The organism is Phenylobacterium sp. Root1290 (assembly GCF_001425305.1).
Taxonomy (GTDB): domain Bacteria; phylum Pseudomonadota; class Alphaproteobacteria; order Caulobacterales; family Caulobacteraceae; genus Phenylobacterium.
In genome coordinates this window covers 515,423-540,359 of record NZ_LMEE01000003.1, presented here as the reverse complement: position 1 = coordinate 540,359, position 24,937 = coordinate 515,423, and the positions used below count along the sequence as shown (strand labels likewise).

General features: G+C 68.5%; 26 protein-coding genes and 1 pseudogene. 13 read left to right on the top strand and 14 right to left on the bottom strand.

Translation table 11 applies throughout. From position 1 onward, the window contains the following. The first annotated feature begins 27 nt into the window (after positions 1-27). Complete coding sequence (locus ASC79_RS17155) at positions 28-681, top strand: TetR/AcrR family transcriptional regulator (protein WP_235528760.1); 654 nt, start codon at positions 28-30, stop codon at positions 679-681. Here the strand turns inward: ASC79_RS17155 and ASC79_RS17150 are convergent. Then, a complete protein-coding gene (locus tag ASC79_RS17150) occupies positions 678-2,108 on the bottom strand; it encodes a UdgX family uracil-DNA binding protein (RefSeq protein ID WP_056021669.1) in 1,431 nt (476 codons plus the stop codon). The two genes, ASC79_RS17155 and ASC79_RS17150, sit on opposite strands and share 4 nt — an antisense overlap. Continuing rightward, a complete protein-coding gene (locus ASC79_RS17145) occupies positions 2,108-3,322 on the bottom strand; it encodes a putative DNA modification/repair radical SAM protein (RefSeq protein ID WP_056021672.1) in 1,215 nt (404 codons plus the stop codon). The genes ASC79_RS17150 and ASC79_RS17145 overlap by 1 nt, the downstream gene beginning before the upstream one ends. A gap of 84 nt (positions 3,323-3,406) precedes the next feature. Between ASC79_RS17145 and ASC79_RS17140 the strand changes: the two genes are divergently transcribed. The 7 genes from ASC79_RS17140 (at position 3,407) to ASC79_RS17110 (ending at position 11,533) form a co-directional block, all read left to right on the top strand. After that, a complete protein-coding gene (locus ASC79_RS17140) occupies positions 3,407-4,141 on the top strand; it encodes a hypothetical protein (protein WP_056021675.1) in 735 nt (244 codons plus the stop codon). Between the two features lie 79 nt (positions 4,142-4,220). Continuing rightward, positions 4,221-4,691 carry a (2Fe-2S)-binding protein gene (locus ASC79_RS17135; RefSeq protein WP_056021678.1) on the top strand — a complete coding sequence of 157 codons (471 nt, stop codon included), beginning with the start codon at positions 4,221-4,223 and terminating at the stop codon, positions 4,689-4,691. Then, entirely contained in the window at positions 4,688-6,943 is a 2,256-nt protein-coding gene (locus ASC79_RS17130; RefSeq protein ID WP_056021680.1) for a xanthine dehydrogenase family protein molybdopterin-binding subunit, read from the top strand. Before ASC79_RS17135 ends, ASC79_RS17130 begins: the two co-directional genes overlap by 4 nt. 70 nt (positions 6,944-7,013) lie before the next feature. Beyond that, positions 7,014-9,281 (top strand): TonB-dependent receptor, encoded by a 2,268-nt coding sequence (locus ASC79_RS17125; RefSeq protein ID WP_056021683.1) that lies wholly within the window; start codon positions 7,014-7,016, stop codon positions 9,279-9,281. Between the two features lie 131 nt (positions 9,282-9,412). Further along, a complete protein-coding gene (locus ASC79_RS17120) occupies positions 9,413-10,753 on the top strand; it encodes an MFS transporter (RefSeq protein WP_235528761.1) in 1,341 nt (446 codons plus the stop codon). A gap of 21 nt (positions 10,754-10,774) precedes the next feature. Continuing rightward, positions 10,775-10,990, top strand: coding sequence for a hypothetical protein (locus tag ASC79_RS17115; protein WP_056021686.1), 216 nt, complete (start codon positions 10,775-10,777; stop codon positions 10,988-10,990). A gap of 78 nt (positions 10,991-11,068) precedes the next feature. Beyond that, on the top strand, positions 11,069-11,533 hold the full coding sequence (locus ASC79_RS17110; RefSeq protein ID WP_056021689.1) for a carboxymuconolactone decarboxylase family protein: 465 nt from the start codon (positions 11,069-11,071) through the stop codon (positions 11,531-11,533). Here the strand turns inward: ASC79_RS17110 and ASC79_RS17105 are convergent. The 7 genes and pseudogenes from ASC79_RS17105 to pcaF all read right to left on the bottom strand — a co-directional run bounded on the left by ASC79_RS17105 (position 11,530) and on the right by pcaF (position 17,503). After that, the gene (locus ASC79_RS17105; protein WP_056021692.1) at positions 11,530-12,606 is read right to left on the bottom strand and encodes a Glu/Leu/Phe/Val dehydrogenase dimerization domain-containing protein; all 1,077 of its coding nucleotides are present in this window, start codon (positions 12,604-12,606) and stop codon (positions 11,530-11,532) included. The genes ASC79_RS17110 and ASC79_RS17105 overlap by 4 nt on opposite strands. A gap of 61 nt (positions 12,607-12,667) precedes the next feature. Then, positions 12,668-13,705, bottom strand: coding sequence for an alpha/beta hydrolase (locus ASC79_RS17100; protein ID WP_056021695.1), 1,038 nt, complete (start codon positions 13,703-13,705; stop codon positions 12,668-12,670). Next, a complete protein-coding gene (locus ASC79_RS17095) occupies positions 13,705-14,286 on the bottom strand; it encodes a uracil-DNA glycosylase family protein (RefSeq protein ID WP_056021702.1) in 582 nt (193 codons plus the stop codon). Before ASC79_RS17095 ends, ASC79_RS17100 begins: the two co-directional genes overlap by 1 nt. A 24-nt stretch (positions 14,287-14,310) precedes the next feature. Next, positions 14,311-14,601, bottom strand: a complete 291-nt coding sequence (locus tag ASC79_RS17090; protein ID WP_056021705.1) for a DUF3253 domain-containing protein — start codon at positions 14,599-14,601, stop codon at positions 14,311-14,313. Positions 14,602-14,603: 2 nt separating this feature from the next. Next, positions 14,604-15,754 (bottom strand): annotated as a pseudogene (locus tag ASC79_RS17085) (acyl-CoA dehydrogenase family protein). A gap of 13 nt (positions 15,755-15,767) precedes the next feature. Beyond that, positions 15,768-16,295: a hypothetical protein gene (locus tag ASC79_RS17080; protein ID WP_056021708.1), complete on the bottom strand. Its 528-nt coding sequence runs from the start codon at positions 16,293-16,295 to the stop codon at positions 15,768-15,770. Then, positions 16,295-17,503, bottom strand: coding sequence for a 3-oxoadipyl-CoA thiolase (pcaF, locus tag ASC79_RS17075; RefSeq protein WP_056021711.1), 1,209 nt, complete (start codon positions 17,501-17,503; stop codon positions 16,295-16,297). Before pcaF ends, ASC79_RS17080 begins: the two co-directional genes overlap by 1 nt. A 97-nt stretch (positions 17,504-17,600) precedes the next feature. Here pcaF and ASC79_RS17070 point away from each other — a divergent pair, with 97 nt between their 5' ends. From ASC79_RS17070 to ASC79_RS17060, 3 genes are read left to right on the top strand one after another with little or no spacing between them, the layout of a single operon-like run. Continuing rightward, positions 17,601-18,062 carry a PaaI family thioesterase gene (locus tag ASC79_RS17070; protein ID WP_056021714.1) on the top strand — a complete coding sequence of 154 codons (462 nt, stop codon included), beginning with the start codon at positions 17,601-17,603 and terminating at the stop codon, positions 18,060-18,062. 3 nt (positions 18,063-18,065) lie between these two features. Beyond that, a complete protein-coding gene (locus tag ASC79_RS17065) occupies positions 18,066-18,311 on the top strand; it encodes a hypothetical protein (protein WP_056021716.1) in 246 nt (81 codons plus the stop codon). Between the two features lie 4 nt (positions 18,312-18,315). Beyond that, on the top strand, positions 18,316-18,762 hold the full coding sequence (locus tag ASC79_RS17060; RefSeq protein ID WP_056021719.1) for a GNAT family N-acetyltransferase: 447 nt from the start codon (positions 18,316-18,318) through the stop codon (positions 18,760-18,762). Here the strand turns inward: ASC79_RS17060 and ASC79_RS17055 are convergent. Genes ASC79_RS17055 through ASC79_RS17045 form a run of 3 tightly spaced genes read right to left on the bottom strand, consistent with a single transcriptional unit; the run spans position 18,759 to position 21,144 of the window. Then, complete coding sequence (locus tag ASC79_RS17055) at positions 18,759-19,220, bottom strand: hypothetical protein (protein WP_156378371.1); 462 nt, start codon at positions 19,218-19,220, stop codon at positions 18,759-18,761. The genes ASC79_RS17060 and ASC79_RS17055 overlap by 4 nt on opposite strands. Then, positions 19,217-19,834 carry a glutathione S-transferase family protein gene (locus ASC79_RS17050; protein ID WP_056021726.1) on the bottom strand — a complete coding sequence of 206 codons (618 nt, stop codon included), beginning with the start codon at positions 19,832-19,834 and terminating at the stop codon, positions 19,217-19,219. The genes ASC79_RS17055 and ASC79_RS17050 overlap by 4 nt, the downstream gene beginning before the upstream one ends. A gap of 32 nt (positions 19,835-19,866) precedes the next feature. Continuing rightward, positions 19,867-21,144, bottom strand: coding sequence for a NupC/NupG family nucleoside CNT transporter (locus ASC79_RS17045; RefSeq protein WP_056021728.1), 1,278 nt, complete (start codon positions 21,142-21,144; stop codon positions 19,867-19,869). 193 nt (positions 21,145-21,337) lie between these two features. On the opposite strand from ASC79_RS17045, the gene ASC79_RS17040 reads away from it, so the two are divergent. Further along, positions 21,338-21,757, top strand: coding sequence for an organic hydroperoxide resistance protein (locus tag ASC79_RS17040; protein ID WP_056021731.1), 420 nt, complete (start codon positions 21,338-21,340; stop codon positions 21,755-21,757). Further along, positions 21,754-22,230, top strand: coding sequence for a MarR family winged helix-turn-helix transcriptional regulator (locus ASC79_RS17035; RefSeq protein WP_056021734.1), 477 nt, complete (start codon positions 21,754-21,756; stop codon positions 22,228-22,230). The genes ASC79_RS17040 and ASC79_RS17035 overlap by 4 nt, the downstream gene beginning before the upstream one ends. On the opposite strand, the gene ASC79_RS17030 is transcribed toward ASC79_RS17035, so the two are convergent. After that, positions 22,227-22,526 carry a DUF6665 family protein gene (locus ASC79_RS17030; protein WP_200937218.1) on the bottom strand — a complete coding sequence of 100 codons (300 nt, stop codon included), beginning with the start codon at positions 22,524-22,526 and terminating at the stop codon, positions 22,227-22,229. The two genes, ASC79_RS17035 and ASC79_RS17030, sit on opposite strands and share 4 nt — an antisense overlap. Before the next feature lie 214 nt (positions 22,527-22,740). Continuing rightward, complete coding sequence (locus ASC79_RS17025; RefSeq protein ID WP_056023602.1) at positions 22,741-24,813, bottom strand: S46 family peptidase; 2,073 nt, start codon at positions 24,811-24,813, stop codon at positions 22,741-22,743. Positions 24,814-24,937: the final 124 nt, after the last annotated feature.

Here is a 24,937-nt window from a genome sequence, read left to right as displayed (position 1 = left end):
CTCGCGTGTCGTATGAGAGATTCGCCCGTGGACCCGGCTCAGGCCAACGAAACCGAAGAGACCAACGAAGCCGCCACCAAGGCCGCCGTGTTCTGCTCTGCGGAGCGCTTGTTCGCCCTGCACGGCTTCCAGAACGTCTCGGTCCGCGACATCACCTCTGACGCGGGGGTGAACCTCGCCTCGGTGAACTATCACTTCGGCTCCAAGGACGCCCTGCTGTTCGAGATCTTCCGTCGCCGGACGGCGGAGCTGAACCGCGAGCGCGCCCGGATGCTGCACGAGGCGAACGACCGCCACCAGGGCAGTCCGCCCGTGCGCGAGATCCTGGAGGCGCTGTTCGCGCCGCCGCTGCGCTGGGGCTCGCCCGAGAACGACCGCCGCATCTCCATCCAGTTCATCATCCGCTCGCGCAGCGAGGGGAACGAGGAGATGCGCGAAGCGCTGGCCAAGGACGTCAGCCACCTCGCCCGCTTCGCCGATGCGCTGATCAAGGCCCGGCCCGACCTGCCGCGCGACACCGTCTACTGGCGGCTGCACTTCTGCCTGGGCATGGTGCACAACAACCGCTTCGCCGAGTTCGACCGCCTGCACGTGCTGTCGGACGGCGCAACGCGCGAGAGCGACACCGCGGCCCTGTTGACCCGGATGCTCGACTTCGCCGAGGCCGGCTTCACGGCCTAGCTCGCCAGCTTCCAGGCGAACTTCAGATCCTCGACGAAGGCCGCGTACACCTCGGACTTGGCCTGGGCGTCCGGCATGCGCAGCAGAAACGACGGGTGATAGGTCACCACGCCCTGCGCCTGGTCCGGCAACTGCAGCGCCTGGCCGCGCGACTGGCCGACCGCCATCGCCTTGCCGAACACGCCCAGCGCGGCGGTCGCACCCAGCGCCACGATCACCCGCGGCTGGACGATCCGCCGCTCAGCGTCCAGCCACCAGCGACAGGCCGACACATGCCCTGCCGTCGGGGTCTTGTGAATCCGGCGCTTGCCGTGCAACTCGTGCCGGAAGTGCTTCACGGCGTTGGTGACGTAGATCTGGGCGCGCGGCGCCCCGGCGGCCTCAAGCGCCTCGTCCAGCACCCGCCCCGCCGGCCCCACGAACGGCTTGCCGGCCAAATCCTCCTGATCGCCCGGTTGTTCGCCCACCAGCATGAGCCTCGCCCTGCCCGGCCCGTCGCCCGCGACAGCCTGGGTCGCATCGCGCCAGAGCTCGCAGCGGCGGCAAAAGTCGGCGCCGGCGGTCACCTCTTCCAAGGTCGCCGGCGCGCCCTCCTCGAACGAGCCGTCCCGCGACAGCCGCTGGGCCTGGCGCACGACGCGCCGCGTGGGTTCGGAAGGTTGCTGGCGGACCATCTCCTCGGCGCGCGCCTCCGCTGTGGCGACCAGTTCGGGAATGAGCCGCGCCTCCGGCAGGTTCCGCCAGTAGCGCTTGGGCATCTCGCGCTGCATCGCCGCCGTCTTCAGCCGCGCCGGATTGAAGATCGAGGCGTAATAGGTGCGCCAATACTCCTCCAGCGCATCCTCGCCCGGCGCGTCGGCCGGATCGGCGCCGGACGAGAAGGTGAGCTTCTCCCGGTCCCAGTGGGCGCAGACGTCCGGCGTCAGGATCGACCAGCACATGTTGGTGAAACGCCGCTGGAAGAACGGCGCCGTCGCCTCGGTCACCCGGTGCGCGGGCTCGAACCAGGCGACATAGGTCTCCTCGGCCGCATCCTCGACCAGCCGGAAGCGGACGAAGGCCTTCATCTTGTGCGATGCGCGCGACACCGCCTTGGCCATATCGCGAGCGCGGGCGACGTCGGGATCTGAGGCCAGGCCCAGCAGTTCGGGCTGCCGCCCAAGCCGCCAGAGCAGCCGGTAAAGCAAAGTGAACCGCTCGCCCGAGCGATGCAGCGCCACCTCCTGGGCAAGATCGAGGAACCCCTTGGGCACCGTGAACGCCGGCGGACCGGCCTGAGGCGGCGTCGCCTCGTCTCCGAACAGGTCGCCCTCGCCGTCCACGGTCCAGATGACGTCGTCCGGCGCCGCCTGAAGCGAGCGCAAGGCCCGCGCGGCGAGCCGCCACCCGGCAAAGTCGATCTCGGAGGCGAGCCGCACCACCCGCATCAGAACAGGCTTAGCTGCTGCGGCGGCGGACGCAGATCGGCCTGATCCGACAGCCGGGTCGGTCGCCAGTCGTCGACCACGATATAGGCCTTTGAGGTCTTCAGCCCCCGGCTCAGCCGCCGCACGTCCTCCAGCCGCAGGCGCTTTTGCCGGCGCAGGGCGATCAGACGGTCCACGGCGGCGACGCCCAGTCCCGGGACCCGCAGCATCTGCTCGCGATCGGCCAGGTTGAGGTCCACGGGGAACGCCTCGCGATGGCGCAGCGCCCAGGCGTGCTTGGGATCGACTTCCAGGTCGAGATTCTCGCCGCTGGCGGCGATCTCCCCGGCCTCGAAGCCGTAGAACCGCATCAGCCAGTCGGCCTGGTAGAGCCGGTGCTCGCGCGCCAGCGGCGGCCGCGCCGGTGGCAACCGCGAGGTGGTGTCGGGGATCGGGCTGTAAGCGGAATAGTAGACCCGGCGCAGGCCATAGGCGCCGTAGAGCGCGGCGCTGCGCGACAGGATCTCGCCGTCGAGGGCGCCGTCCGCGCCGACGATCATCTGCGTGGATTGCCCTGCCGGCGCATACTTCGGCGGCGCGGCGACCCGCGCCGGCTCCGACGCCTCCTCGATGCCCAGCCGCACCGCGCCCATCGCCTTGCGGATCTGGCGCGCGTCCTTTTCCGGCGCCAGCGAGGCGATGCTCTCGTCGCGCGGCAGCTCGATGTTGATCGACAGCCGGTCGGCATACAGCGCCGCATCGTTGACCAGCCCCGCCGACGCCTCGGGAATGAGCTTCAGGTGGATGTAGCCGCGAAAGTCGTGGACCTCGCGCAACGTGCGCGCCACGCGGACCATCTCTTCCATCGTGTAGTCGGCGCTCCGGATGATCCCGGACGAGAGGAACAGGCCCTCGATGTAGTTGCGCTTGTAGAAGCCGAGGGTCAGATCGACGACCTCCTCGACCGCGAACCGCGCCCGCGGCGTATTCGAGCTGACCCTATTGACGCAATAGGCGCAGTCATAGACGCAGAAGTTGGTCAGCAGGATCTTCAGCAGACTGATGCATCGCCCGTCCGGCGCATAGGCGTGGCAGATCCCCATGCCCTCGGTCGAACCGACGCCCGATCCGCCCACCGAGTCCCGCCGCGACGATCCCGACGAGGCGCAGGACGCGTCGTACTTCGCCGCGTCGGACAGGATCGAAAGCTTGCGCTTGAGGCTGAGGACGGCCATCCGCGCACTCTAATGTTCTCATTTTGTTCTGTCGAGTGGGGCGACGTCTCGACGCGGCCGCCCGATGCGGCCTAGCCTTTCGCCATGGACCTCATCGATCCCTTCGCCCAGGCCAGCCCGCGGTTCGCCACCCGCCTCAAGAATGGCGAGCCGCATCAGGTGTTCTCGGGCTTCCTCTTCCACGTCGACGCCGACCGCTACATCGTGCTGACCGCCCTGCACTGCCTGCTGAGGCCGAACACATTCTACTTCAAGAACCGCGGGACTGAGGCGACCTGGGCCGACACCTACGGCCACGACCTCGATTGCGAGGCGCTGGGGATCAGCGTGCCGCTCTATGACGGCCAGGCGCCACGCTTTCGATGGCACCAGGACCCGGACAACGCCTCGCTCGATGTGGCCGGCGTGCCCGTCCGGCTGCGGGGCCAGCCCCAGGCGATCAACTGGACCGGCCGTTTCGGCGACTATGAGGTGCTGCCCCAGGGCCTGCCGCTGACCACCGGCTCGGCGGGCATGATCTACGGCTTCCCTGGAGGCGCGGCGATCCTGCGCAGCGCCCCGATCGCCCGCGGCTTCACCCTGGCCTCAGACTACCGGCTCAATCCCTACGCCTTCCACATCGATGGTATCGGCGGGGCCGGCTGCTCCGGCGGGCCGGTGGCGCTGCGGGCCGAACGCGGCGATCGCACGATGATGCAGTGGATAGGCATCTACGTCGCCACCTACGAAGCCGAACGCCTCGGCCGCTGCATCCCGCGCGAGCGGGTCATGGAGCTGGTCGACGCCATGATCGCCGAGCCGGATCTGTGGAATTCCTGACCGCAAAAAAGGGGTTGCGCCCCGGCTGAGCTTGGCGTCCCGTACCGCTGTCGGGGGACGCATGGAGGCTTAGGGCTGCATGGCGACAACGTTCAAGCTGAATGGCCGCGAGGTCACGGTTCAGGGCCCGGACGACTCCCCGCTTCTTTGGGCCATACGCGACGAAATCGGCCTGACCGGCACCAAGTTCGGCTGCGGCATCGGCGGCTGCGGCGCCTGCACCGTGCATCTCGACGGCGAGCCCGTGCGCTCGTGCGTCACGCCGGTCAGCTCCATCGCCGGCCACGCCATCACCACCATCGAGGGCCTGGCCCCGAACGGCGCCCATCCGCTGCAGACCGCCTGGATCGAGGCCCAGGCCCCGCAGTGCGGCTACTGCCAGTCGGGCCAGATCATGTCCGCCGCCGCGCTGCTGAAGTCGACGCCCAATCCGACCGACGCCCAGATCGACGACGCCATGAACGGCAACCTCTGCCGTTGCATGTCCTATGTGCGGATCAGGAAGGCCATCAAGCTCGCCGCCGCCCGGATACAGGGAGCCAAGGCATGAACGCGCTCGCCCCTCTCTCGCGCCGCGGCTTCCTGGCCTCGATCGCCGCCGCCGGCGCCATCATGACCTTCGCCGTGACGCCCGATGACGCGACAGCCGCGGCCGGCGATTTCGAGCCGACCATCTGGTACTCGATCGGCCGCGACGGGATCGTCACGGTCAACGTGATCCGCGCTGAAATGGGCCAGCATGTCGGCACCGCCATCGCCCGGATCGTCGCCGACGAACTCGAGGCCGACTGGTCCAAGGTCCGCATCAACCACGTCGACTCCGCCGCCAAGTGGGGCCTGATGGTCACCGGCGGCAGTTGGTCGGTCTGGCAGAGCTATCCGCTGATGAGCCAGGCGGGCGCCGCCGGCCGCATCGTGCTGATCGAGGAAGGCGCCAAGCTGCTCGGCGTCGATCCCAAGGCCTGCACGGCGGCCAACAGCGTCGTCAGCGGCGGCGGCAAATCCATCGGCTACGGCGACATCGTCGCCCGCGGCGACCTCAAGCGCAGCTTCACCGCCGACGAGCTCGGCAAGATGCCCATCAAGAAGGCCGCCGACCGCCGCCTGGTCGGCAAGCCGTCGGCCCAGCTCGACATTGGCGAAAAGGTCGATGGATCGGGCAAGTTCGGCATCGACGCCAAGGTCGACGGGATGGTCTACGCCCGGCCGAAAATTCCGCCGACGCGCAACGAATCCAAGGTCGCTTCGATCGACGACAGCGCCGCCAAGGCCGTGCCCGGCTATATCCGCAGCATCGCCCTGGAAGATCCGTCGAACACCGTCCCCGGCTGGGTGATGGTCATCGCCGAAAGCTTCGTCGCCGCGGACGCCGCCTGCGAACTGGTCAAGGTGCAGTGGACCTCGGGCGACACGGCCAAGGTTTCCGAAGCCGACATCCAGAAGCGCGCCAGCGCCCTGATCGCCGACCCGAAGGCCGGCGCCCTGGTGGTCGAAGACGCCGGCGTCGACGCCGCGTTCGCCGGCGCCAAGACCAAGCTGGAGCGGACCTACACTACCGCCAGCGCCCTGCACTTCCAGCTCGAGCCGGTCAACGCCCTGGCCATCGCCAACAAGGACGGCTCCTACGAGATTCACACCGGCAACCAGTGGCAGTCGCTGGTGCTGCCGTGGCTGTCCAAGGCGCTTGGCGCGCCTGAGGACAAGATCGTCCTGAAGACCTACCTGCTGGGCGGCGGCTTCGGTCGGCGGCTCAACGGCGACTATGCGGTGCCCGCGGCCCTTGCCGCCAAGGCGCTTGGCCGGCCGGTGAAGATGGTCTGCACCCGCGCCGACGACAGCCGCTTCGACTCATTCCGCTCACCCTCGGTCCAGGTCGTGAAGATGGCGTTCGGCGAGGGCGGCCGCGTCGCGGCGATGGACCACACGGCCTGCGCCGGCTGGCCGACCCAGGTCATGGCCCCGTTCTTCATGCCCAAGGGCGCCAACGACGTCGCGTACGATCCTTTCGCGATCAGCGGCGCCAACCACTGGTACAGCGTCGGCGCCCAGCGCGTGCGGGCCGTGCCCAACGACCTCGCCAACCGCGCCTTCCGGCCAGGCTGGCTGCGCTCTGTAGGCCCGGGTTGGACCAATTGGGCCGTCGAGTGCTTCATGGACGAAGCGGCTCAGTCGGTGGGCAAGGACCCGCTGGCCTTCCGCCTGGCGCTGCTGGACGGCGCGGGCCGCAACGCCGGAACCCCGCCGAACTCCGTCGGCGGCGCCAAGCGCCAGGCCGCCGTGCTCTCACGCCTGGCCAGGAAGGCCGGCTGGGGCCAGCCGCTGCCCAAGGGAACCGGCCTTGGCATCGCCACCACCTTCGGACAGGAGCGCGACATGCCAACCTGGGTCGCCTGCGCGGCGCGGGTCAATGTCGACACCTCCAGCGGCGCGGTGAAGGTCGAGAAGCTGACCCTGGTGGCGGACGCGGGAACCATCGTCTCGCCCGAGGGCGCGATGGCGCAGATGGAGGGAGCCGCCCTCTGGGGCATGAGCCTGGCGCTGTTCGAGGGCACCGAGTTCGAGAACGGCGCCCCGCGTGACACCAACCTCGACGGCTACACGCCGCTGAGGATGGCCGACACCCCCGATCTGGACATCGAGTTCGTCGAGAGCGCCGAGGTTCCGGTGGGTCTGGGCGAGCCGGCGACCACCGTGGTCGGGCCCGCGATCGGCAACGCCATCTTCAACGCCTGCGGCGCGCGTGTCCGTCACCTGCCGATCCGGCCGGAAGCAGTCCTTAACGCCTTGAAGACCAAGTCTTAACCCGCGGGGCGATATTTCCGGGCCGCGTCGTTCCCCTCGCGACGCGTAGCAGACACCGGAAAGCCCCTCGATGCATCGCCTTCTCCTCGTCGGCGGCGCGGCCGCCGCCGCGCTCCTGTCCTCCAGCGCCGCGTTCGCCGCGGACACCGCGCCGCAGGTCGAAGAGCTGGTCGTCACCGGCGAGAAGGCCGACCGCAGCCTGCAGGACACCGTCGCCAGCGTCGCGCTCTTCACCGAGCGCCGCATGGACGAACAGAACATCCGCAATCTCGGCGATCTGGTGAACCAGGCCGCCAACGTCGCCGAGACCTATCAGGGCTTCGGCTTCACGATCCGCGGCGTCGCCAACAACGGCGTCTCCGGCGGCGGCAGCGGCGGCCTCGCCACCGTCTATCTCGACGGCGCGGCCCTGCCTGACCGCACTCTGGCGGCCGGCCCGCTCGATATGTGGGACATCGCCCAGGCCGAAATCCTGCGTGGTCCGCAATCGACCCTTCAAGGCCGCAACACCCTGGCCGGCGCCATCGTCCTGCGCACCAACGACCCGACCTGGGCCTGGAGCGGCGCGGCCCGCGCCATCATCGCCGACGACGACTCCCGCACCCTGTCCTTCGCGGGCGGCGGGCCGATCGTCGCCGACCAGCTGGCCTTCCGCGTGTCGTTCGAAGACCGTGACGCCGAGGGCTTCACCTACAACTCGACCCGCAAGACGCAGGAAGACCCGCTGAAGGCGACGACTGTCCGCGGCAAGCTGCTGTTCACGCCCTCGGCCCTGCCGGACCTGACCATCCGCGCCGGCGTCACCCACAACCGGCACAAGGGCGGCTACATCTACAGCTACTCGCGCTCCGACGTTCCGGACGCCGCCGACGCGCGCATCGCCACCAGCGACTTCCCGGGCCAGACCCGCAGCACCACCGACATCCTGACGCTCAACGCCGACTACGCCATCTCGGACCAGCTGAAGTTCACCTCGGTGACCGCCTGGAGCAAGGTCCGCAGCGCCACGATGTTCGACATGGACGGCGGCCCGGCCTCGATCGCCTACGGGGCAGAGGACGACCTCGACCGCTCGTTCTCGCAGGAACTGCGCCTGCAGTACGAAGGTGAGCGCCTGTCGGGCCTCGCCGGCCTCTACTTCGCCGACCGCGACCGTGACTTCGCCGTCACCACCCGCAACGCCCTGGCCACGCCGCGAGCGACCCTGCTCGGCGTGCTGATGAGCGCGCCGTTCAATCTGCCCTCGGCCACCGCCAACGCCGCGGCCAACGCCTACGTCGCGGCCCTGCCCTCGGTGTCGGTCGACTTCAGCGGCCGCGCGCCAGAAGAGATCCAGACGGTCGCCCTGTTCGCCGACGGCCGCTACCAGCTGACCCCGCAGCTCTCGCTGCTGGCCGGCTTCCGGTATGACCGCGAAGAGAACACCCTGTCGGTCGCCCAGACGACGCGCTTCGCCGGGACCTATCCGAACCCCGCCGCCTTCGGGACGCTGGCCCCGGTGATCGCCGGCCTCAACCAGGTCGTCGGCCTCTATGTCGCCCAGGCCACCGCCAACCAGCCGGAGACCTCGCGCAGCTTCGAGGCGTTCCTGCCGAAGGTCGGCCTCAAGTACGACCTCACCGAGGACGCCTCGCTCAGCTTCGTGGCCCAGCGCGGCTATCGTTCGGGCGGGGCCAACATCAACGTCATCCGCTCGGCCGTCGTGCCCTACGATCCCGAATACACCTGGAACTACGAGCTGGCCGCCCGCACCAGCTGGCTGAACGACACCCTGACGGTGAACGCGAACGCCTATTACGTCGACTGGACCGACCAGCAGGTGGTCGTGAACCTCAGCGCCACGCCCTACGACTACCAGACCGAGAACGCCGGGGCCTCGACCCTCTACGGGGCCGAGATCGAGACCGCGTACCGCCCGTCGGCCGCCTGGGACCTCTACGGTTCCGTCGGCTACAGCCGCACCGAGTTCGACGACTTCACCATCCGCGCGGGCACCTCGACCATCGACCTGTCCGGCAGCGAGTTCGCTTTCGCTCCGGAGTGGACCTGGAACGTCGGGGGCAACTACCGCTGGGACAACGGCCTGTTCGCCAACCTCAACGCCGGCTACCGCAGCGAATCCTACGGGGTCTCGGGTCCGACCCAGGGCGCCAACAAACTCGACGCGCGCACCCTGGTCGGCGGCAAGTTCGGCTACCAGGCCGAGCGCTGGACCCTGGCCGCCTACACGACCAACCTGCTGGACGAAGACTACGTCCAGTTCCGCCAGCCGACCCTCAACCGGGCCATGTACGGCGCCCCGCGTGTCGTCGGCGCCATCCTCGAAGCCCGTTGGTGACGTAACGTCGCGGGCGCCCCTTCCCCCGCCGTATCGGACTCTGATACGACGGTCGGCATAAAATTTAGCCGTAATGATTAGGGAGTCGCCCGCGCGACCCATTTAGCGATCCGCGCGCGGGCGGAACGCAATTGGAAGCACACATTAAGGAGGAGGACGCGGCTGCCGCTGCGTCCGAAAGCGCCCCTGTCGAACTCACCCTGGCGGAGAAGGAAGCCGCCTATGAGAAGTTCGTCTGGGACAATCTGAAGCGGAACTACATCGGCAACTACCTGCACGGCATGCTGGGCATGACCGGGTTCAGGCTGATCAACGCGCCGACCTTCCTGCCCGCCTACCTGCACATGATTTCCGGGTCGAACACCGTGGTGGGCCTGGGCCTGGCCTTGCAGCAGGTCGGCAGCGTGATCTCGCCGATCTTCGGCGCCACCCAGATCGAACACCGCAGCAAGGTCATGCCAGCCGCGGTCTGGATGGGCGGCCTGGCCCGCGTCCAGATCATCGGCATGGCCCTGGCCGGCTGGTTCCTGAAGGGCCAGTCGCTCGTCGTCACCATGATGATCCTGATGTTCCTGTTCGGGCTCTTCATGGGCACCCAGCGGGTCGTCTTCGGCCTGCTGATGGCCAAGGTCATCCCACTCAGCCGCCGCGGCCGACTGCAGGCCTGGCGCAACGCCACCGGCGGGCTGATAGCCGCCGCCCTGGCCTGGGCGGCAGGGAAATACCTCATCGAAGGCAATGTGCTCGGCAACGGCTACGCCACGACATTCGCGCTCGCCGCCTTCCTGACCACCATGGGCCTGTGGGCCCTTCAGATCCTGCTGAAGGAACCGGAACCCCCGAACCTCCCGGCCCAGGCCAGGTTCCGCGACCGGCTCAAGGACTTCCCCGCGCTGATCATGTCGGACAAGGGCTACGCCTGGTTCCTGGTGGTGCAGATGGTCGCCACCGCCAGCCGGATCGCGACGCCGTTCTACATCATCTTCGTGTCCTCCACGATGAAGCTGGACGGCATGACGCTGGGCCTGCTCAGCCTCGCCTATCTGGGGGCCGACACCCTGTCGAACCTGGTCTGGGGCTATCTCGGCGACAAGACCGGCTTCAAGCTGGTGCTGGTCTGCTCGTTGATCGGCTGGGCCGCGGCCACGACGCTGCTGATGCTGAACCACGAGCCCTGGGCGGTGTTCCTGGCCTTCTTCGGCCTGGGTGCGGCGCAGTCCGGCTACATGATGGCGGCCCAGACCATGATCCTGGAGTTCGGCTCGCGGGCCGAAATGCCGATGCGGATCGCGATCTCCTCGACCGCCGAGGGGATCATGGCCTCGCTCGGGCCGCTGGCCGGCGGCTTCATCGCCGACCACTATGGCTTCAACATCGTCTTCGGCGCCTCGATCGGCTTCCTTCTGGTCGGACTGGTGATCCTGCTCACCGTCGTGAAGGAACCTCGCACGGCACGGATGGCCTCCCTCTGAAGGCATGCTAGACCGGGTGACATGAAGCCGGAGAAAGACCCCGAGGTCGTCGACCTCGCCCAGCATCGAAAAGCCTTGCAGGCTCGCGAGGCGGCCGCCAAGGCCGCCCGCGAAAAGGCCGCCCGACAGGCGAAGTCGGGCGGCTCCATGCTAGGCGGCCGGCGACACGCCGGCCCGATCCTGGTTCTCGTCGTGCTGGTCCTGCTGGCGGTCTTCGTCCTGCCGCGCTTCCTCTAGGGAGAATTTCCTCGCGCCGTGTCACACGGCGCGAGGCCCGCGCGTCCTGTGTTTGAACCCCAAGCACAGGACCTCCCCATGTCTGCTCGCCTCAATCCCTTCGCCGCTGCTCCGGAAATGATCGCGGCCATGACCGCCCTCGAAGAGGCGGTGGTCTCCTCGGGCCTCGAACACAGCCTGATCGAGCTCGTGAAGACCCGCGCCTCGCAGATCAACGGCTGCGCCTTCTGCATCCACATGCACACCCGCGACGCCCGCGCCCACGGCGAGAGCGAAGAGCGCCTGTATCTGCTGTCGGCCTGGTGGGAGAGCTCGCTGTTCACCCCGCGCGAGAAGGCGGCCCTGACCTGGACCGACTCCCTCACCCTGATCGCCCAGACCCGCGCGCCGGACGCCGACTATGCGACCATGCGCGAGCACTTCGACGAAGCCGAGGCGGTGAAGCTGACCATGCTGATCGGCGCGATCAACGTCTGGAACCGGCTGGCCGTCGGCTTCCGCACCCAGCACCCGCGCAAGTGGGTCGCCGAGAAGGCGGCTTAGGCCGCCAGCTTGCCGGCGACGGCCTGCGCGATGCGCGCCTTGGCCATCTCGTTGGCGACTTCGTGGCTCGGCCGTCCCTCCGACGCGGCGCGGTCGAGCACCTCTTCCAGCGTCAGGGTCAGGCGATCGAGCTTGGCCTCGACCCAGGCCTGGTCGAACGCCTCGCCGCGCGCCAGGGCGCGGATCTCGCCGGCCACATTGATGATGCCGCCGCCGTTGATGACGTAGTCGGGCGCGTACAGCATGCCGCGGGCGAACACCTCGCGGCCGATCTCGGCGCTGGCCAGCTGATTGTTGGCGCCCCCGGCGATGATCTTGGCCTTCAGCCGCGGCAGGGTGCTCTCGTTGATCGCCCCGCCCAGCGCGCACGGCGCAAAGACGTCGGCCTCGGCGTCGAAGATCGCGGCAGGGGCCACGATGGTTGCGCCCGTGCGGGCCGCCACCTGCGACAGCGCCTCCTCGTTGACGTCGGTGATGATCAGCTTGGCGCCGGCCGCGTGCAGCTTATCGGCCAGATAGGCGCCGACATGTCCCACGCCCTGGATCGCCACGGTGACGCCGTCGAGCTCGCGGTCGAGGCCCCGGCGGACGGCCAGGCGCACTCCACGGAACACGCCCTCGGCGGTCACCGGGCTGGGGTCGCCCGAAGCCGCGGGATGGCCCTCGAGCCCGGCGACATAGCGCGTCTGCTTGCGCGCATAGCTGAGATCGACCGGCGACACGCCGACATCCTCGGCGGTCCAGTAGGAGCCGTTCAGCGCCTCGACCGCGCGGCCGAAGGCCTCGAACAGCGCCGGCGTCTTCATGGTGCGGGAATCGCCGATGATCACCGACTTGCCGCCGCCCAGCTCCAGGTCGGCCATGGCGTTCTTGTAGGACATCGCCCGCGACAGCCGCAGCGCGTCCTCCAGCGCCGCATCGGCGCTCGCATAGGGCCACATCCGGCAGCCGCCGGCGGCGGGGCCGCGCGCGGTGGAGTGGACGGCGATGATCGTCTTCAGGCCGGTTTTTTCATCGAAGAACGAATGGACGCCTTCGTGACCCTCGAATGCGGGGGAATCGAACAAGGTCATGCTGCAATCAAAGCCTCGGACTGGAAGAGCTTGCCTCCGCCTTACGCCGCTGCCCGGCGCTTCACAAGCCCGCTCTGATGCGACCTGCGGCCTCGGCGTTGATCGGCGCATTGGGCTGCGTCCGCGCGCCTGGAATGGTCGGGGCGCCGGACGGCAGCGGCGCTTCGGGGCTCTTGATATAGGACAGCAGGTCCGCCCAGACGACCGGTCCCTGTCGGTCGCGAGTCATCAGGTGCCAGCCTTTGTCGTAGTAGGCCGAACGATCGCTCGACTTCAGCCGCTTGGCCGCCTGGAACGAGGGGGCCTCGGGAATGATCTCGTCGTTGGCGCCGTAGATGTAGAGCGTCGGGACCTTGATCTCGCCGATCGAGGACCAAGCCCGCTCCATCATCGCGACCAGGCCGTAGAGGGTGTCCGAGCGCGCGCCCCACACCATCAACGGATCGCGGCCCATGGCGATCAGCTCGTCGCGATTGTCGGTCGGCTTCACGCGGCTGGTCAGCCAGCGCGGCGGCTCATAGACCTTGGCGGCCGTGAACCGCGAGGCCAGCCACAGCATGGTCTTGTAGGGCAGCGGCTGGTTCGACCATCCCCACACCGCCGGCGCCATCAGGATCAGCCGGTCGGCCTCCGGCGGCCGATCGGAGGCGAAGGCCTCGATCGCCACAGCCCCGCCCATGCTCTCGCCGGCGACGATCAGCGGCACGCCGGGATGGCGCAGGCGCACCACCGTGGTGATCGTCCGCAGGTCCTCGATCATCAGCTCGTCGCCGCCCCAGATGCCGCGGTTGGGCGAGCGTCCAAAGCCCCGCTGGTCGAAGGCGTAGGTGGTCACGCCGTTCTGCGCCCAGTAGGGGGCGGCCAGATGGAAGGCGTTGGCGTAGTCGTTCATGCCGTGCAGCGCCACGACCACGGCCTGCGGTTCGCCCTGCGCCTCCCAGCGGGTCAGCCCCAGCCGCGCGCCGTCGAACGAGACGAACGCGTCGTCCTGCAGGTGCGGCCCTTGGAATCCCATCGGCGGAGCGCCGGCCTGTTGCACCATCAGGGGCGTACAGGCGCTCAGCATCACGGCGGCGAGGATGGCGGCGAGGCGTTTCACTAGCCCAAGATCTCCAGAACCCTTTGGCGAAGATAGGGCGCCACCTCGGTCTCGAACCAGGGGTTCCGCTTCAACCATCCGGTATTGCGCCAAGACGGGTGCGGCATGGGCAGGAACGCCGGCGCATAGTCACGCCAGGCGCGCACCGTCTCGGTCATGTTGCCCTTGGCGCGCGGCCCCAGGGCCCAGTCCTGCGCGTAACCGCCGACCAGCAGGGTCAGCTCGACCCGCGGCAGGCCGGCCAGCAACTGCGGCCGCCATAGCTGGGCGCAGCGTGGCGGCGGCGGGAAATCGCCGCCCTTGGGGTTGGTCCCCGGGAAACAGAACGCCATGGCAGCAACGCCGATCTCCGGCCGGCCATAGAAGGTCTCGTAGTCGACGCCCATCCAGCTCCGCAACCGGTCGCCGGAGGGATCGGTGAACGGCATCCCGCTCTCGTGTACGCGCCGGCCCGGCGCCTGGCCGCAGATCAGCAGCCTGGTCTGCGTACTGACGCGCACCACCGGTCGCGGCTCATGCGGCAGTTCGCCGGCGCAGGCCCGGCAGGCTGCGATATCGTCGAGAACGGCCGAAAGGCTCATCGGCCCGATATGGGAGACGAGGCCTTACTCGTCCACATCGCCGGCGGCGGCCGGCGGCGCGACAACTTCGCCCTCCAGCGGCATGCGCAGGCGGTAGACGCCCTTGAACTTCTCCGGGTCCGCGGGCTTGCCGTGGCGAGTGATGACGATCTTGCCCTGCCGGGCCAGGCCGCGCGCGGTGTTGCGCACGTGGCCGGTCAGGCGACGCCAGTTCTCGTTGTCGGCGGCGCGCGCCACCTCTTCCGACGAGGCCGACTTGCCGGGCGCGAGCTTGCCCAGCACGTCGAAGATCACGGCTTCCATGTCGATGCTCATGATCAGCCGCCCCGCTTCAGGGTTTCACGGGCGATGACGACCTGCTGGATCTGGCTGGTGCCCTCGTAGATCCGGAAGATCCGCACGTCGCGATAGAACCGCTCGATGCCGTGGTCGGCGACATARCCGGCGCCGCCGAAGATCTGMACGGCGCGGTCGGCCACCCGGCCGACCATCTCRGAGGCGAAGTACTTGGCCGCCGCCGCTTCCATGGTCACGCTCTGTCCGGCGTCGCGCTTGCGGGCGGTCTCCATGGTCATCGCCTTGGCGACCAGCGCCTCGGTCTTGCTGTCGGCGATCATAGCTGGAAGCTGGAGATCGCCTGCCCGAACTGCTTGCGCTCGGTCGCATAGGCCACGCAGTCGGCCAGCAGACGCTCGGCCACGCCGATGCAGACSGCCGAGATGTGCAGCCGSCCGCGGTCCAGCACCTGCATGGCGACCTTGAAGCCTTCGCCCTCATTGCCCAGGCGGTTCTCGACCGGCACGCGGACATTGTCGAAGATCACGTCGCAGATGTGCGCGCCYTGCTGGCCCATCTTCTTCTCGGGCTTGCCGACCGACAGGCCCGGCAGGTTGCGCTCCACCAGGAAGGCCGAAACCCCGCCCCCGCCGCCGCCGGCCTTGGAGGGATCGGTCCGCGCCATGACGGTGAACAGGTCGGCCTTGTTGGCGTTGGTGATGAAGCGCTTGGTGCCGTTCAGGACGTAGACGTCGCCGTCTCGGATCGCGGTGGTCTGGACGTTGGCGCTGTCCGACCCGGCCTCCGGCTCGGTCAGGGCGAACGAGGTGATGATCTCGCCCGAGGCGATGCCCGGCAGGTACTTGGCCTTCTGGGCGTCGGTGCCGAACATCACCAGCCCCTGGCTGCCGATGCCGACATTGGTGCCGAACGCCGAGCGGAAGGCCGGGCTGGTGCGGCCCAGCTCGAGCTCGACGCCGACCAGGCACTCGTCCTCCATGGACAGGTCCAGGCCGCCGAACTCCTCGGGGATCGACAGGCCGAACAGCCCCAGCCCCTTCATCTCCTCGACCACCTCCTGCGGGATGGCGTCGTCTTCGGAGACCTTGGCCTCCAGCGGCCGCAGCCGTTCGGTGACGAACCGGCGCACCGTGTCGATGAGCTGTTCGCGGGTTTCGAGGTCCAGGGCCATTGAGAAGTCTCGGCTATTGGCAGACGTGCTTGTCCGCCGGGGTCTCGGCGAACTTGGAAAGGGTGACGCTGATAACCGGATCGGGCCAGACCTCATAGCCCACCGCGCCGGCTGGCACGGTGCAGATCGTGCTCATCCGCTTCATCAGCTTGCCGCCGCGCAGGGCGGTGATCTCGGCCTCATAGGCCAGCGGACGGGTCAGGCCGTTCCAGATCTTGAGGATCGACTGGCGCTTCTCGACCGAGGCGTCGAGCGCGAAGGCCAGCTTGCCGGCGCCCGCGCCCTTGTAGGTTTCCTTGCCGTCGGACGCCGCCATGCCGATGCGGCCAGTCTCCACGTCCTCCAGCTTCAGCTTGCCGCTGTCATCGATGTCGATGACGGCCCGCTGCCCGGTCAGAACCTGGACCGCGCCGCCATCGACCTTGGTGTGCGGGTCGAGCCCTGCGGCCTTCAGCGCCTCGACCGGTATGGTCGGGACTTGCGCCTGCACGGCGCCGGCCGCAAGCGTGACGCCCAGCGCCGCGATGACCAGGGTCCGCATCAGACGCGGGCCAGCGCCAGGGCCGAGCCCTGCCCCACCCCCACGCACATGGTCGCCAGGGCGCGGTCGCCGCCATTCTGCTGCAGGGTGCGGGCCGCCGTCAGGGCGATCCGCGCGCCCGAGGCGCCCAGCGGGTGACCAATGGCGATGGCGCCGCCGTGCGCGTTCACATGCGCCGCGTCGTCGGGCAAGCCCCAGGCGCGGGTGCAGGCCAGGGCCTGGGCGGCGAAGGCCTCGTTGAGTTCGATGACGTCGAAGTCGCCGACCTTGATCCCGAGCCGGGCGGTCAGCTTCTCGACCGCCGGCACCGGGCCGACGCCCATGATCCGCGGGGCCACGCCGCCGGCGGCGCCGGCCTCGATGCGGGCCAACGGCTCAAGGCCCAGCTTCTCGACCATCTCGGCGGAGGCAAGCAGCAGCGCCGCCGCGCCGTCATTGACGCCCGAGGCGTTGCCCGCCGTCACCGTGCCGCCCTCGCGGACGATCGGCTTCAGCGCGCTCAGCGCCTCCAGGCTGGTGTCGGGACGCGGATGCTCGTCCTGGGCGACGACGATGTCGCCCTTGCGGTCCTTGATGGTGACCGGAGCGATCTCGCCCTCGAAGAATCCCTTGGCGCGGGCCGCGCCGACGCGGGCCTGGCTGCGCTGTGCGAAGGCGTCCTGGTCTTCGCGGTTGATCTGGTAGTCGGTGGCCACGTTCTCGGCGGTCTCGGGCATGGCGTCGACGCCATAGGCCTTCTTCAGCGCAGGGTTCACGAACCGCCAGCCGATGGTGGTGTCGTAGATTTCCGGCGTGCGCGAGAACGCCGTGTCCGGCTTGGCCATGACGAAGGGCGAGCGGCTCATGCTCTCGACCCCGCCGGCGACGATCAGGTCGGCGTCGCCCGAGGCGATCGCCCGCGCGCCTGCGATCACGGCGTCCAGGCCCGAGGCGCAGAGACGGTTGACCGTCAGGCCCGGCACGCTTTCCGGCATCCCGGCCAGCAGCAGCGCCATACGCGCGACGTTGCGGTTGTCCTCGCCGGCCTGATTGACGCAGCCGTAGATGACCTCGTCGACCCGCGCCCAATCGAGCTTGGGATAGGCGGCCATCAGCGCCCGGAGCGGATGGGCGGCCAGATCGTCGGCCCGCACCTTCGACAGGGCGCCGGCATAGCGGCCGATGGGCGTCCGCAGTCCGCCACAGAGATAGACAGTCCGGCCTTGCATCGTATGTCCCCGCCGCCTAGTTCGCATTCGTGATAAGGGCCGCAAACTAGTGTTTGAGAACGCGGCGAGCAAACCCTTCTAGGGGTCAGGGGACGGAATGGACGGCGGCGAAGAACTCGAAAGCGGCGGCTGGAAGCACCAGGTCGTAAAGGACGGCGAGTGGGCCGGCTGGGTGCTGTACGGCAACGACCCGTTCGAGGATCATGCTGGCCCCTTCTATTACCGGGTCGACGAGACCGGACAGCGCGTCTGCGCGATGCGCGCCGAAAAGCACCATATGAACGGCGGCGGCTTCATGCACGGCGGCGCGATCATGACCTTCGCCGACTACTGCCTGTTCGTGATCGCCCGCGACGACCTGCAGGACAGCCGTAGCGTCACCGCCCAGTTCAACGGCGACTTCGTCGGCGCGGTCCCCGAGGGCTCGCTGGTCGAGTGCCGCGGCGAGGTCGTGAAGGCCGCCCGCAGCATGGTGTTCGTCCGCGGCCTGATCACCACCGGGGGCGAGCCGGTGATGAGCTTCTCGGCGATCATCAAGAAGACCAAGCCCCGGAGCTGACCCATGAAGAAGCTCGACGCCGCCACCGCCAAGAAGATCGCGCCCTCGGCGCTCATGGTCCTGGTGGCCGGACCGATCTTCCTGTTTTTCGTCATGGACCTGATCATGTTCGCGGCGATGAGCGGGACGCGTGGCGCGACCTCGCCGAACCAGGTGGTGGACCTCTCGATGGAGATCGTCATCTGCATCATGACCGGCGTCCTGACCGCCTTTGGCGTCCGCTCCATCATGCGGACGCTGAGGGACTAGGCCCGTGGCCGCGCTCGTTCCGCTGACGACGGCCGACATCGCCGAGGTCATGCGCATCGAGCGCCTGCCGGGCTACGACGCCTTCATCGGCCAGTTCAGCGAGGCGGAGCATGAGGCCCAGTTCGCCTCGCCCGACGCCCGTTACCTAGGCTACCGCCAGGGCGACGGTCTCGCCGGCTTCGTGATCGTCCAGGAGTTCACGGCGCCCACGGCGCTGCTGCGCCGGATCGCGGTCGACAAGACCGGCCGGGGGACCGGCAGCGCCCTCTTCCGCGCCGCTGTCGATTGGATCTTCGCCAACACTGCGGCCGAGGGTGTGAGCCTGCACGTGCGCCCCGGCAACGACCGCGCCCGCCACGTCTATCTGCGTGAGGGCTTCACGCCCTATTTCAGCGACGAGACCGGCGACAAGCTCGCGGTCAGCCGCGAGGTCTGGGCGACCCGCGCCTAGGGGACGATCGTCGCCTCGATCTTCGTGACGCCGTAGACGCTGCGCCACGCCTTCTTGTCTTCCGACAGAACCAGCCGCCAGGGCGTCTCCTTGTCGGCCAGCGGCGCCCCGTCGACCTTGTCGGCCAGGATCACCGTGCCGGCATGATAGTCGCGGTCCAGCTCGGCCAGCGAGTAGACCGCCTTGAACCCGTCCTTGCCGCTGACCACCGCATAGGCCCGCAGCGGATCGCCGTGCAGCTTGGCGCCGACCGGCATGCCGCCGGCGCGCAGGACGTAGGCCAGCACCGGTCCTTCATAGGTCTTGGCGCCCAGCTTCACGCTCTCTCGCGGCAGACCGGCCAGGTCCGCCTGGCTCAGCACCTTGGCTGCGCCGCCGGGCGGCACGATGGTCAGTTCGGCGGCGACGGCGCCTAGCGGCGCCAGCGCCAACGCAAGGGCGAAACCTAGGCCCCTCACATCGCCGCCTTCGCCGCCGGGCGGCTGCGCATGGCCTGCGCCCAGCGATCCAGGTTCGACAGCTCCGCCGGGATCGGCAGCTTGATCATCCGCGTGAAGTCGATGCCGATGAAGGCGATGATGTCGGCGATGGTCAGGCGATCTCCCGCCAGCCACACGCTCTCGCCCAGCCGGCGGTCGAGCACCTTCAGGCCCTTGAGCCCGACCTCCTTGTTGTACTCGCCGACCGGCGGGTTGGGCGCTTCCAGCGCCGCGAGCGCCGGGTGCGTGTGGCGCACGCCCAGCATGAACGGGTTGGCGACCAGCATCTCCGCGCGGCGGGTCCACATCTCGACCACGGCGGCTTCCTCCGGCGTCGCGCCGAACAGGTTCGGCTCCGGGTAGCGGCTCTCCAGATATCGGCAGATCGCCAGAGACTCGGTGATGCAGGTCCCGTCGTCCATCTCCAGCGCCGGCACGTTGGGCAGGCCGGCCTTGGTCAGATAGTCCGCCTGCTTGTGCTGCCCCTGGATCAGGTTGAGCTGGACGATCTCGATGTCGTCGATGCCCTTCTCGGCCATGAACCAGCGCACCCGGCGCGGATTGGGAGCCATCGCGGTGTCGTAGAGCTTCATCCCTGGTCCTCCGGCGGCTCTGACGGCCGCTGCTATTGTCCGAACAGTTCTCGCGGCATGGCCCCGACCAGCGCGCCGGTCATGCAGGTGGCCAGGAAGCCGGCGATAAGCGCCTTCCAGACCATGCCGATGATCTCGTTGCGCCGCTCGGGCATCAGCACGCCCATGCCGGTCACGGTGATCCCGACGGACCCCACATTGGCGAAGCCGCAGAGCGCGTAGGTCAGGATCATCCGCGTGCGCTCGGTCATCTCACCCGCCGGGACCGCGCCCAGCTGGATGAAGGCGATGAACTCGGTCAGCATCAGCTTCACGCCCAGCAGGTAGCCGGCCTTCAGCGCCTCGTCCCAATGCACGCCCATGGCCCAGGCCAGCGGCGAGAACACCAGGCCCAGCACGCGCTCGATGGTCACCGGCTCGCCGCCGACCATCGGCAGGACCGACAGCAGTCCGTTGCCGATCGCCACGAAGGCGACGAACACGATCAGGATCGCCGAGATGTTCAGCACCACGGTCAGTCCGTCCATCGTGCCCTTGCTGATGGCGTCGATCGAGCTGTCGTACTTCAGCAGCGAGGAATAGTCGGCGTAGAGCCCGCCCTGCCCCGGCTTCTCGGGGATCATGATCTTGGCCAGCAGGATGCCGGCGGGGGCCGAGATGATCGAGGCCACCAGCACGTGCGCGGCGGCGTTGGGCAGCACGGTCTTCAGGATCGTGGCGTAGGCGACCATGGTCGAGCCGGCCACCGTGGCCAGGCCGACGACCATCATCAGGAACAGTTCGGAGCGGGTCAGCTTGTCGAGATAGGCGCGGATCACGATCGGGCTCTCGATCATGCCCAGGAAGATGTTCACCGCCACCGCCAGGGCCGAGGCGCCGCCCAGGCCCATGGTCTTCTGGAACAGCAGGCCGAAGCCGCGGGTGATCCATTTCAGAATCCCCCAATGCCACAGCAGGGCCGACAGCGACGAGATCACCAGGATCAGCGGCAGCACCTGGAAGGCGAAGACGAACAGCGCCCCCGAATTGGTCACCTCATAGGGCTGGGCGCCGCCGCCCATATAGCCGAACACAAACTGGGTGCCGGTGGCCGTGGCCGCGGCCAAGCCGTCCACGCCGCGGTTGATCGTCTCGATCACCGCCTGCGCGCCGGGCAGGCCGAACAGCAGCAGGATCAGCCCCACCTGCACCGCCACCGACCCCAGGGCCAGCCGCCAGGGGAAAACCTTCTTGTTCTCCGACAGCGCCCAGCAAACGGCGATGATGAAGCCCAGGCCGGCCAGGCTCTGGGCGTTCTCAGGACGAAACATTCATGGCCCCCGGGCCCGTCGCGCGGAAACGGCGACAGCCCAATATCTCTCACGGTCCGCGCGGACTCGCGCAGGTTTTCTGGGGCTATTGACTACGCCGGGGCCGGGTCAGGCAAGCGCGCGCATCGCCGCCCCTTGACGAACCCCATTTGCATCATATTTAATTGTGTACAATGCAATTGGAGACAAACAAATGACCGCTCTCTACGCCACCCAGGCCCGCGCCGTCGGCGGCCGCGCCGGCCACGTCGAATCCCAGGACGGCCTGCTCAGCCTCGACCTCGCCCTCCCCCGCGAAATGGGCGGCAAGGGCGGCGGCACCAATCCCGAGCAGCTGTTCGCGGCCGGCTACGCGGCCTGCTTCGAAAACGCCGTGCGCTACATCGCCGGCCAGCAGAAGATCCCGCTCAAGGGCGCGGCCGTGACCGCGACGGTCGAGCTGCATCCGCGGGCCGAGGGCGGCTTCAAGCTGGGCGTGGCGCTCGACGCCGAGACCCAGGGCCTGGACCAGGCCGCCGCCGAAGCGCTGGTGGCGTCGGCCCACCAGGTCTGCCCTTATTCCAACGCCATTCGCGGCAACGTCGATGTTGCGATATCTGTGCGAGCTGAATGACCGCCAAGACCAAATCCTCGCCGACGACGCCGGCCGCACCCGCGGCCGGCGATCTGCTGCGCCTCGACAACCAGCTCTGCTTTGCGCTCTACGCCGCCAGCGGGCTGGTCACGCGCGCCTATCGCCCGCTGCTGGAGCCGCTCGGCCTCACCTATCCGCAGTACCTGGTGATGCTCGCGCTGTGGGAAGACGCCCCGCGCACGGTGAAGGCGCTGGGCCAGGCGCTCGACCTCGACTCCGGCACCCTCACCCCGCTGCTCAAGCGGCTGGAGGCGGCCGGCTTTGTCACCCGCCGCCGCGACACCCAGGACGAGCGCAAGGTGCAGATCGAGCTGACCGACGCCGGGCGGGCGCTGCAGGCGCGAGCGGCGGAAGTCCCGGCCGCCCTGGCCTGCCAGCTGCACCTGCCGCTGAACGAGATCGTCGACCTGCGCGCGACGCTGCAGGACCTGGCCCGTCGGATGAAGGCCTAGGTCGCGCCCAGCCGCATCAGCACTTCGCGCGGAATGCCGTAGTGCTCGATGGCCGGCTTCTGGTTGCGGATGCCGCACGCCTCACGCTGGATGAAGTAGTACCAGACCGCCGTGGCGGCCTCCTTCAACAGCGGCGCGCGGTCTTCGTCTGGACCGTCGAACGCCTTCAGCGCCGCGAGCGCCCGCTCGACCCGCTCCCCGGCGCGCCCGAGCGCATAGCCGCGCTCTTCCTGGATTTCGTAGTCGAGAATGCTCGCGCCGCTCTTGAACAGCGGCGACGTCGATCCCTGCGGCATGCGGAGGCTGGACATTCCGCAAATATGAACGGCCTGAAGTCGCAAGCAACACGTCGTGTCATCCCGGAAGCCGCTTGCGGCTGTCCGGGACCCATTCGCGCCGCGGTTCACCAGATGGCGAGGCCAGAGCCGCCTACACGACGATCCGGTGTTCATGGGTCCCGGACAAGCGCTCCGCGCTTTCGGGGATGACCTATGGATATTGCCGAGCGGCCTACTTCCCCGTCAGTTCCTTCACCAGCGCGGTCCGGCCATAGACCTTCGACAGCGCCTCGGTCGCCGCGGAGGTCGCGACCACCACGGTGCGGTTGATGGAGCCGTCATATCCGAAGGCGCCGCCCAGCGAGTGGATGTTGCCGTCGAAGGCCGCGCCCAGCACTTCGCCCTTGGCGTTCACCACCGGCGAGCCGGAATTGCCGCCGATGATGTCGTTGGTGGTGACGAAGTTGTAGACCGTCGTCGGCGTGACCTTGGCCTGCGCCTCGACCCAGCGCGGCGCAAGCCTGTAGGGCTCGGCGCCGGTCGCCCGGTCGTACAACCCCGCGAAGTTGGTCGTCGCCGGAACGGTCACGCCGCGATAGCTCCAACCGGCGACCTTGCCGTAGGACAGCCGCAGGCTGAACGTCGCGTCGGGATAGACCGCGTCGCCATAGGCCGCGAACTTGGCGCGGGCCACGCGCCCAGCGGCGGAGTCCGTCGGGGCCTGGACCTCGGTCTCCCAGACCTTGCGCACCGCCCGGGCCGCCGGCTCGTTGCGCAGCACCAGTTGAATCATCGGGTCGTCCGAGGCCTTGATCGCCTCCAGCCCACCGTCCCACAGCGCCTTGCGCGCCGCCGGATCGCCCAGCTTCGAGCCGGCCACCGCCCGCTTGGCCAGGCCCTCGGGGCTCTCCTTGCCCAGCAGGGTCTTCACCGCAGCGTCGTCCGTGGTCAGGTATTCGCGGGTCTTCGACAGCCAGAAGGCCAGGTAGACCTCCTCCAGCTCGGCGTCGACCGGCTTGGCGTCCAGCACCTTCTTCTCGACCAGCGGCAGGCGGGTGTCGGCGTACTCGGCCAGACGCTCGGCGTTCGGCTTGGCGCGCTCCTCGGCGGCCCGGACCAGGGTCTGGGCATAGTAGTAGAGGTTCGAGTAGGTCGCCCCGCCCTCGATCTGGCGATAGCGCAGATAGTTGTTGGCGTAGGCGTCCTGCGCCTTGGCGATGTCGCCCCACGGATCGCCGATCTCGGCGGTCAGCTTCGGGTCGGCGGCGACCTTGGCCTTCAGCTCAGCCTCCTGGGCGCGCTTGGCGTCCATGAACGCCTTGTCGTTCAGCGCCGACTGCTGGCCATAGAACACCTTGAAGCTGTTCTCGATGCCGAACAGCGGATCGGTGGCGATGCGCTTGTGCTCGGCGCTCTCCTGGCCGAACTGCGCGAGGCGCCCGCGGATCTCGGAGCGCTGCAGCTGACCGACCGGAATCGTCAGGTCGCGCAGGGTCTCCAGCTGCGAGACGGTCATCAGGCGGTTGGTCGAGCCGGGATTGCCGGAGACGAAGGTCGCCTCGCCCTCCTGCGGCGCACGGCTGACCCAGCTCAGATGCGTCGGCGTCACGGCCGGCTTGCCGTTCTCGTACAGGCGCACGAAGCCGACATCAAGGTTGAAGCGCGGGAAGTTGAAGTTGTCCGGGTCGCCGCCGAAGAACGCGGTCGCGAACTCAGGCGCGAAGACCAGCCGCACATCCGCGTACTTGCGGTACTTGTAGAGCTTGAACTGGCCGCCCCGGTAGAGGCTCACCACCTGGCAGCGGACATTTGCGTCATCGCCGCAGCCGGCCTTTTCGGCGGCGGCCATGGCGGTCTCACGAGCCCGCACGAAGTCCTGACCGGTCTTGCCCGCGCCGGCGGCCTGGATGTCCTTGGTCACGTCGGTGATCGAGGCCAGGATCTCGGCCTGCATCCCCGGGCACTTCTTCTCTTCGTCGCGCGTGGCGGTGAGGAAGCCGTCCTTCACGAAGTCCTTGTCGCCGGACGACAGGTCCTGGACGCACTCGACCACGCAATGATGGTTGGTGAAGACGAGGCCCGTGCCCGAGACCAGCGAGGCCGAGCAGCCGGTGGTCAGGCGGACCGAGGCCCCCTGCATCCGGTCCAGCCACCTCTGGTCCAGCTTCAGGCCATAGTCCTGGTTCACCTTGGCGAGGGGGAAGTTGTCGTAGGTCCACATGCCTTCGTCGGCGAGGGCAGGCGCGGCGGAAATCGAAAACGCAGCGGCCAGGCCAAGGCCTGCGCCGAACTTCACTGAATTCATGGTCACCAACTTGATGGGCGCGGGCGCCCCCCGGGCCCCGCGAGATGTAACTCCGTAACACCCGCAAATCTTCGCGACCAGCGACGCCAACGTCGCCTTACCTCGATTTAACTAGGTTCGAACG

Coding starts and splice junctions, on each gene's coding strand:
- ASC79_RS17040 (WP_056021731.1), top strand. CDS start 21,338: ATGACCGCTCTCTACGCCACCCAGGCCCGCGCCGTCGGCGGCCGCGCC.
- ASC79_RS17035 (WP_056021734.1), top strand. CDS start 21,754: ATGACCGCCAAGACCAAATCCTCGCCGACGACGCCGGCCGCACCCGCG.
- ASC79_RS17025 (WP_056023602.1), bottom strand. CDS start 24,813: ATGAATTCAGTGAAGTTCGGCGCAGGCCTTGGCCTGGCCGCTGCGTTT.
- ASC79_RS17070 (WP_056021714.1), top strand. CDS start 17,601: ATGGACGGCGGCGAAGAACTCGAAAGCGGCGGCTGGAAGCACCAGGTC.
- ASC79_RS17065 (WP_056021716.1), top strand. CDS start 18,066: ATGAAGAAGCTCGACGCCGCCACCGCCAAGAAGATCGCGCCCTCGGCG.
- ASC79_RS17105 (WP_056021692.1), bottom strand. CDS start 12,606: ATGACCTTGTTCGATTCCCCCGCATTCGAGGGTCACGAAGGCGTCCAT.
- pcaF (WP_056021711.1), bottom strand. CDS start 17,503: ATGCAAGGCCGGACTGTCTATCTCTGTGGCGGACTGCGGACGCCCATC.
- ASC79_RS17140 (WP_056021675.1), top strand. CDS start 3,407: ATGGACCTCATCGATCCCTTCGCCCAGGCCAGCCCGCGGTTCGCCACC.
- ASC79_RS17125 (WP_056021683.1), top strand. CDS start 7,014: ATGCATCGCCTTCTCCTCGTCGGCGGCGCGGCCGCCGCCGCGCTCCTG.
- ASC79_RS17115 (WP_056021686.1), top strand. CDS start 10,775: ATGAAGCCGGAGAAAGACCCCGAGGTCGTCGACCTCGCCCAGCATCGA.
- ASC79_RS17110 (WP_056021689.1), top strand. CDS start 11,069: ATGTCTGCTCGCCTCAATCCCTTCGCCGCTGCTCCGGAAATGATCGCG.
- ASC79_RS17080 (WP_056021708.1), bottom strand. CDS start 16,295: ATGCGGACCCTGGTCATCGCGGCGCTGGGCGTCACGCTTGCGGCCGGC.
- ASC79_RS17095 (WP_056021702.1), bottom strand. CDS start 14,286: ATGAGCCTTTCGGCCGTTCTCGACGATATCGCAGCCTGCCGGGCCTGC.
- ASC79_RS17150 (WP_056021669.1), bottom strand. CDS start 2,108: ATGCGGGTGGTGCGGCTCGCCTCCGAGATCGACTTTGCCGGGTGGCGG.
- ASC79_RS17130 (WP_056021680.1), top strand. CDS start 4,688: ATGAACGCGCTCGCCCCTCTCTCGCGCCGCGGCTTCCTGGCCTCGATC.
- ASC79_RS17135 (WP_056021678.1), top strand. CDS start 4,221: ATGGCGACAACGTTCAAGCTGAATGGCCGCGAGGTCACGGTTCAGGGC.
- ASC79_RS17145 (WP_056021672.1), bottom strand. CDS start 3,322: ATGGCCGTCCTCAGCCTCAAGCGCAAGCTTTCGATCCTGTCCGACGCG.
- ASC79_RS17050 (WP_056021726.1), bottom strand. CDS start 19,834: ATGAAGCTCTACGACACCGCGATGGCTCCCAATCCGCGCCGGGTGCGC.
- ASC79_RS17090 (WP_056021705.1), bottom strand. CDS start 14,601: ATGAGCATCGACATGGAAGCCGTGATCTTCGACGTGCTGGGCAAGCTC.
- ASC79_RS17030 (WP_200937218.1), bottom strand. CDS start 22,526: ATGCCGCAGGGATCGACGTCGCCGCTGTTCAAGAGCGGCGCGAGCATT.
- ASC79_RS17045 (WP_056021728.1), bottom strand. CDS start 21,144: ATGTTTCGTCCTGAGAACGCCCAGAGCCTGGCCGGCCTGGGCTTCATC.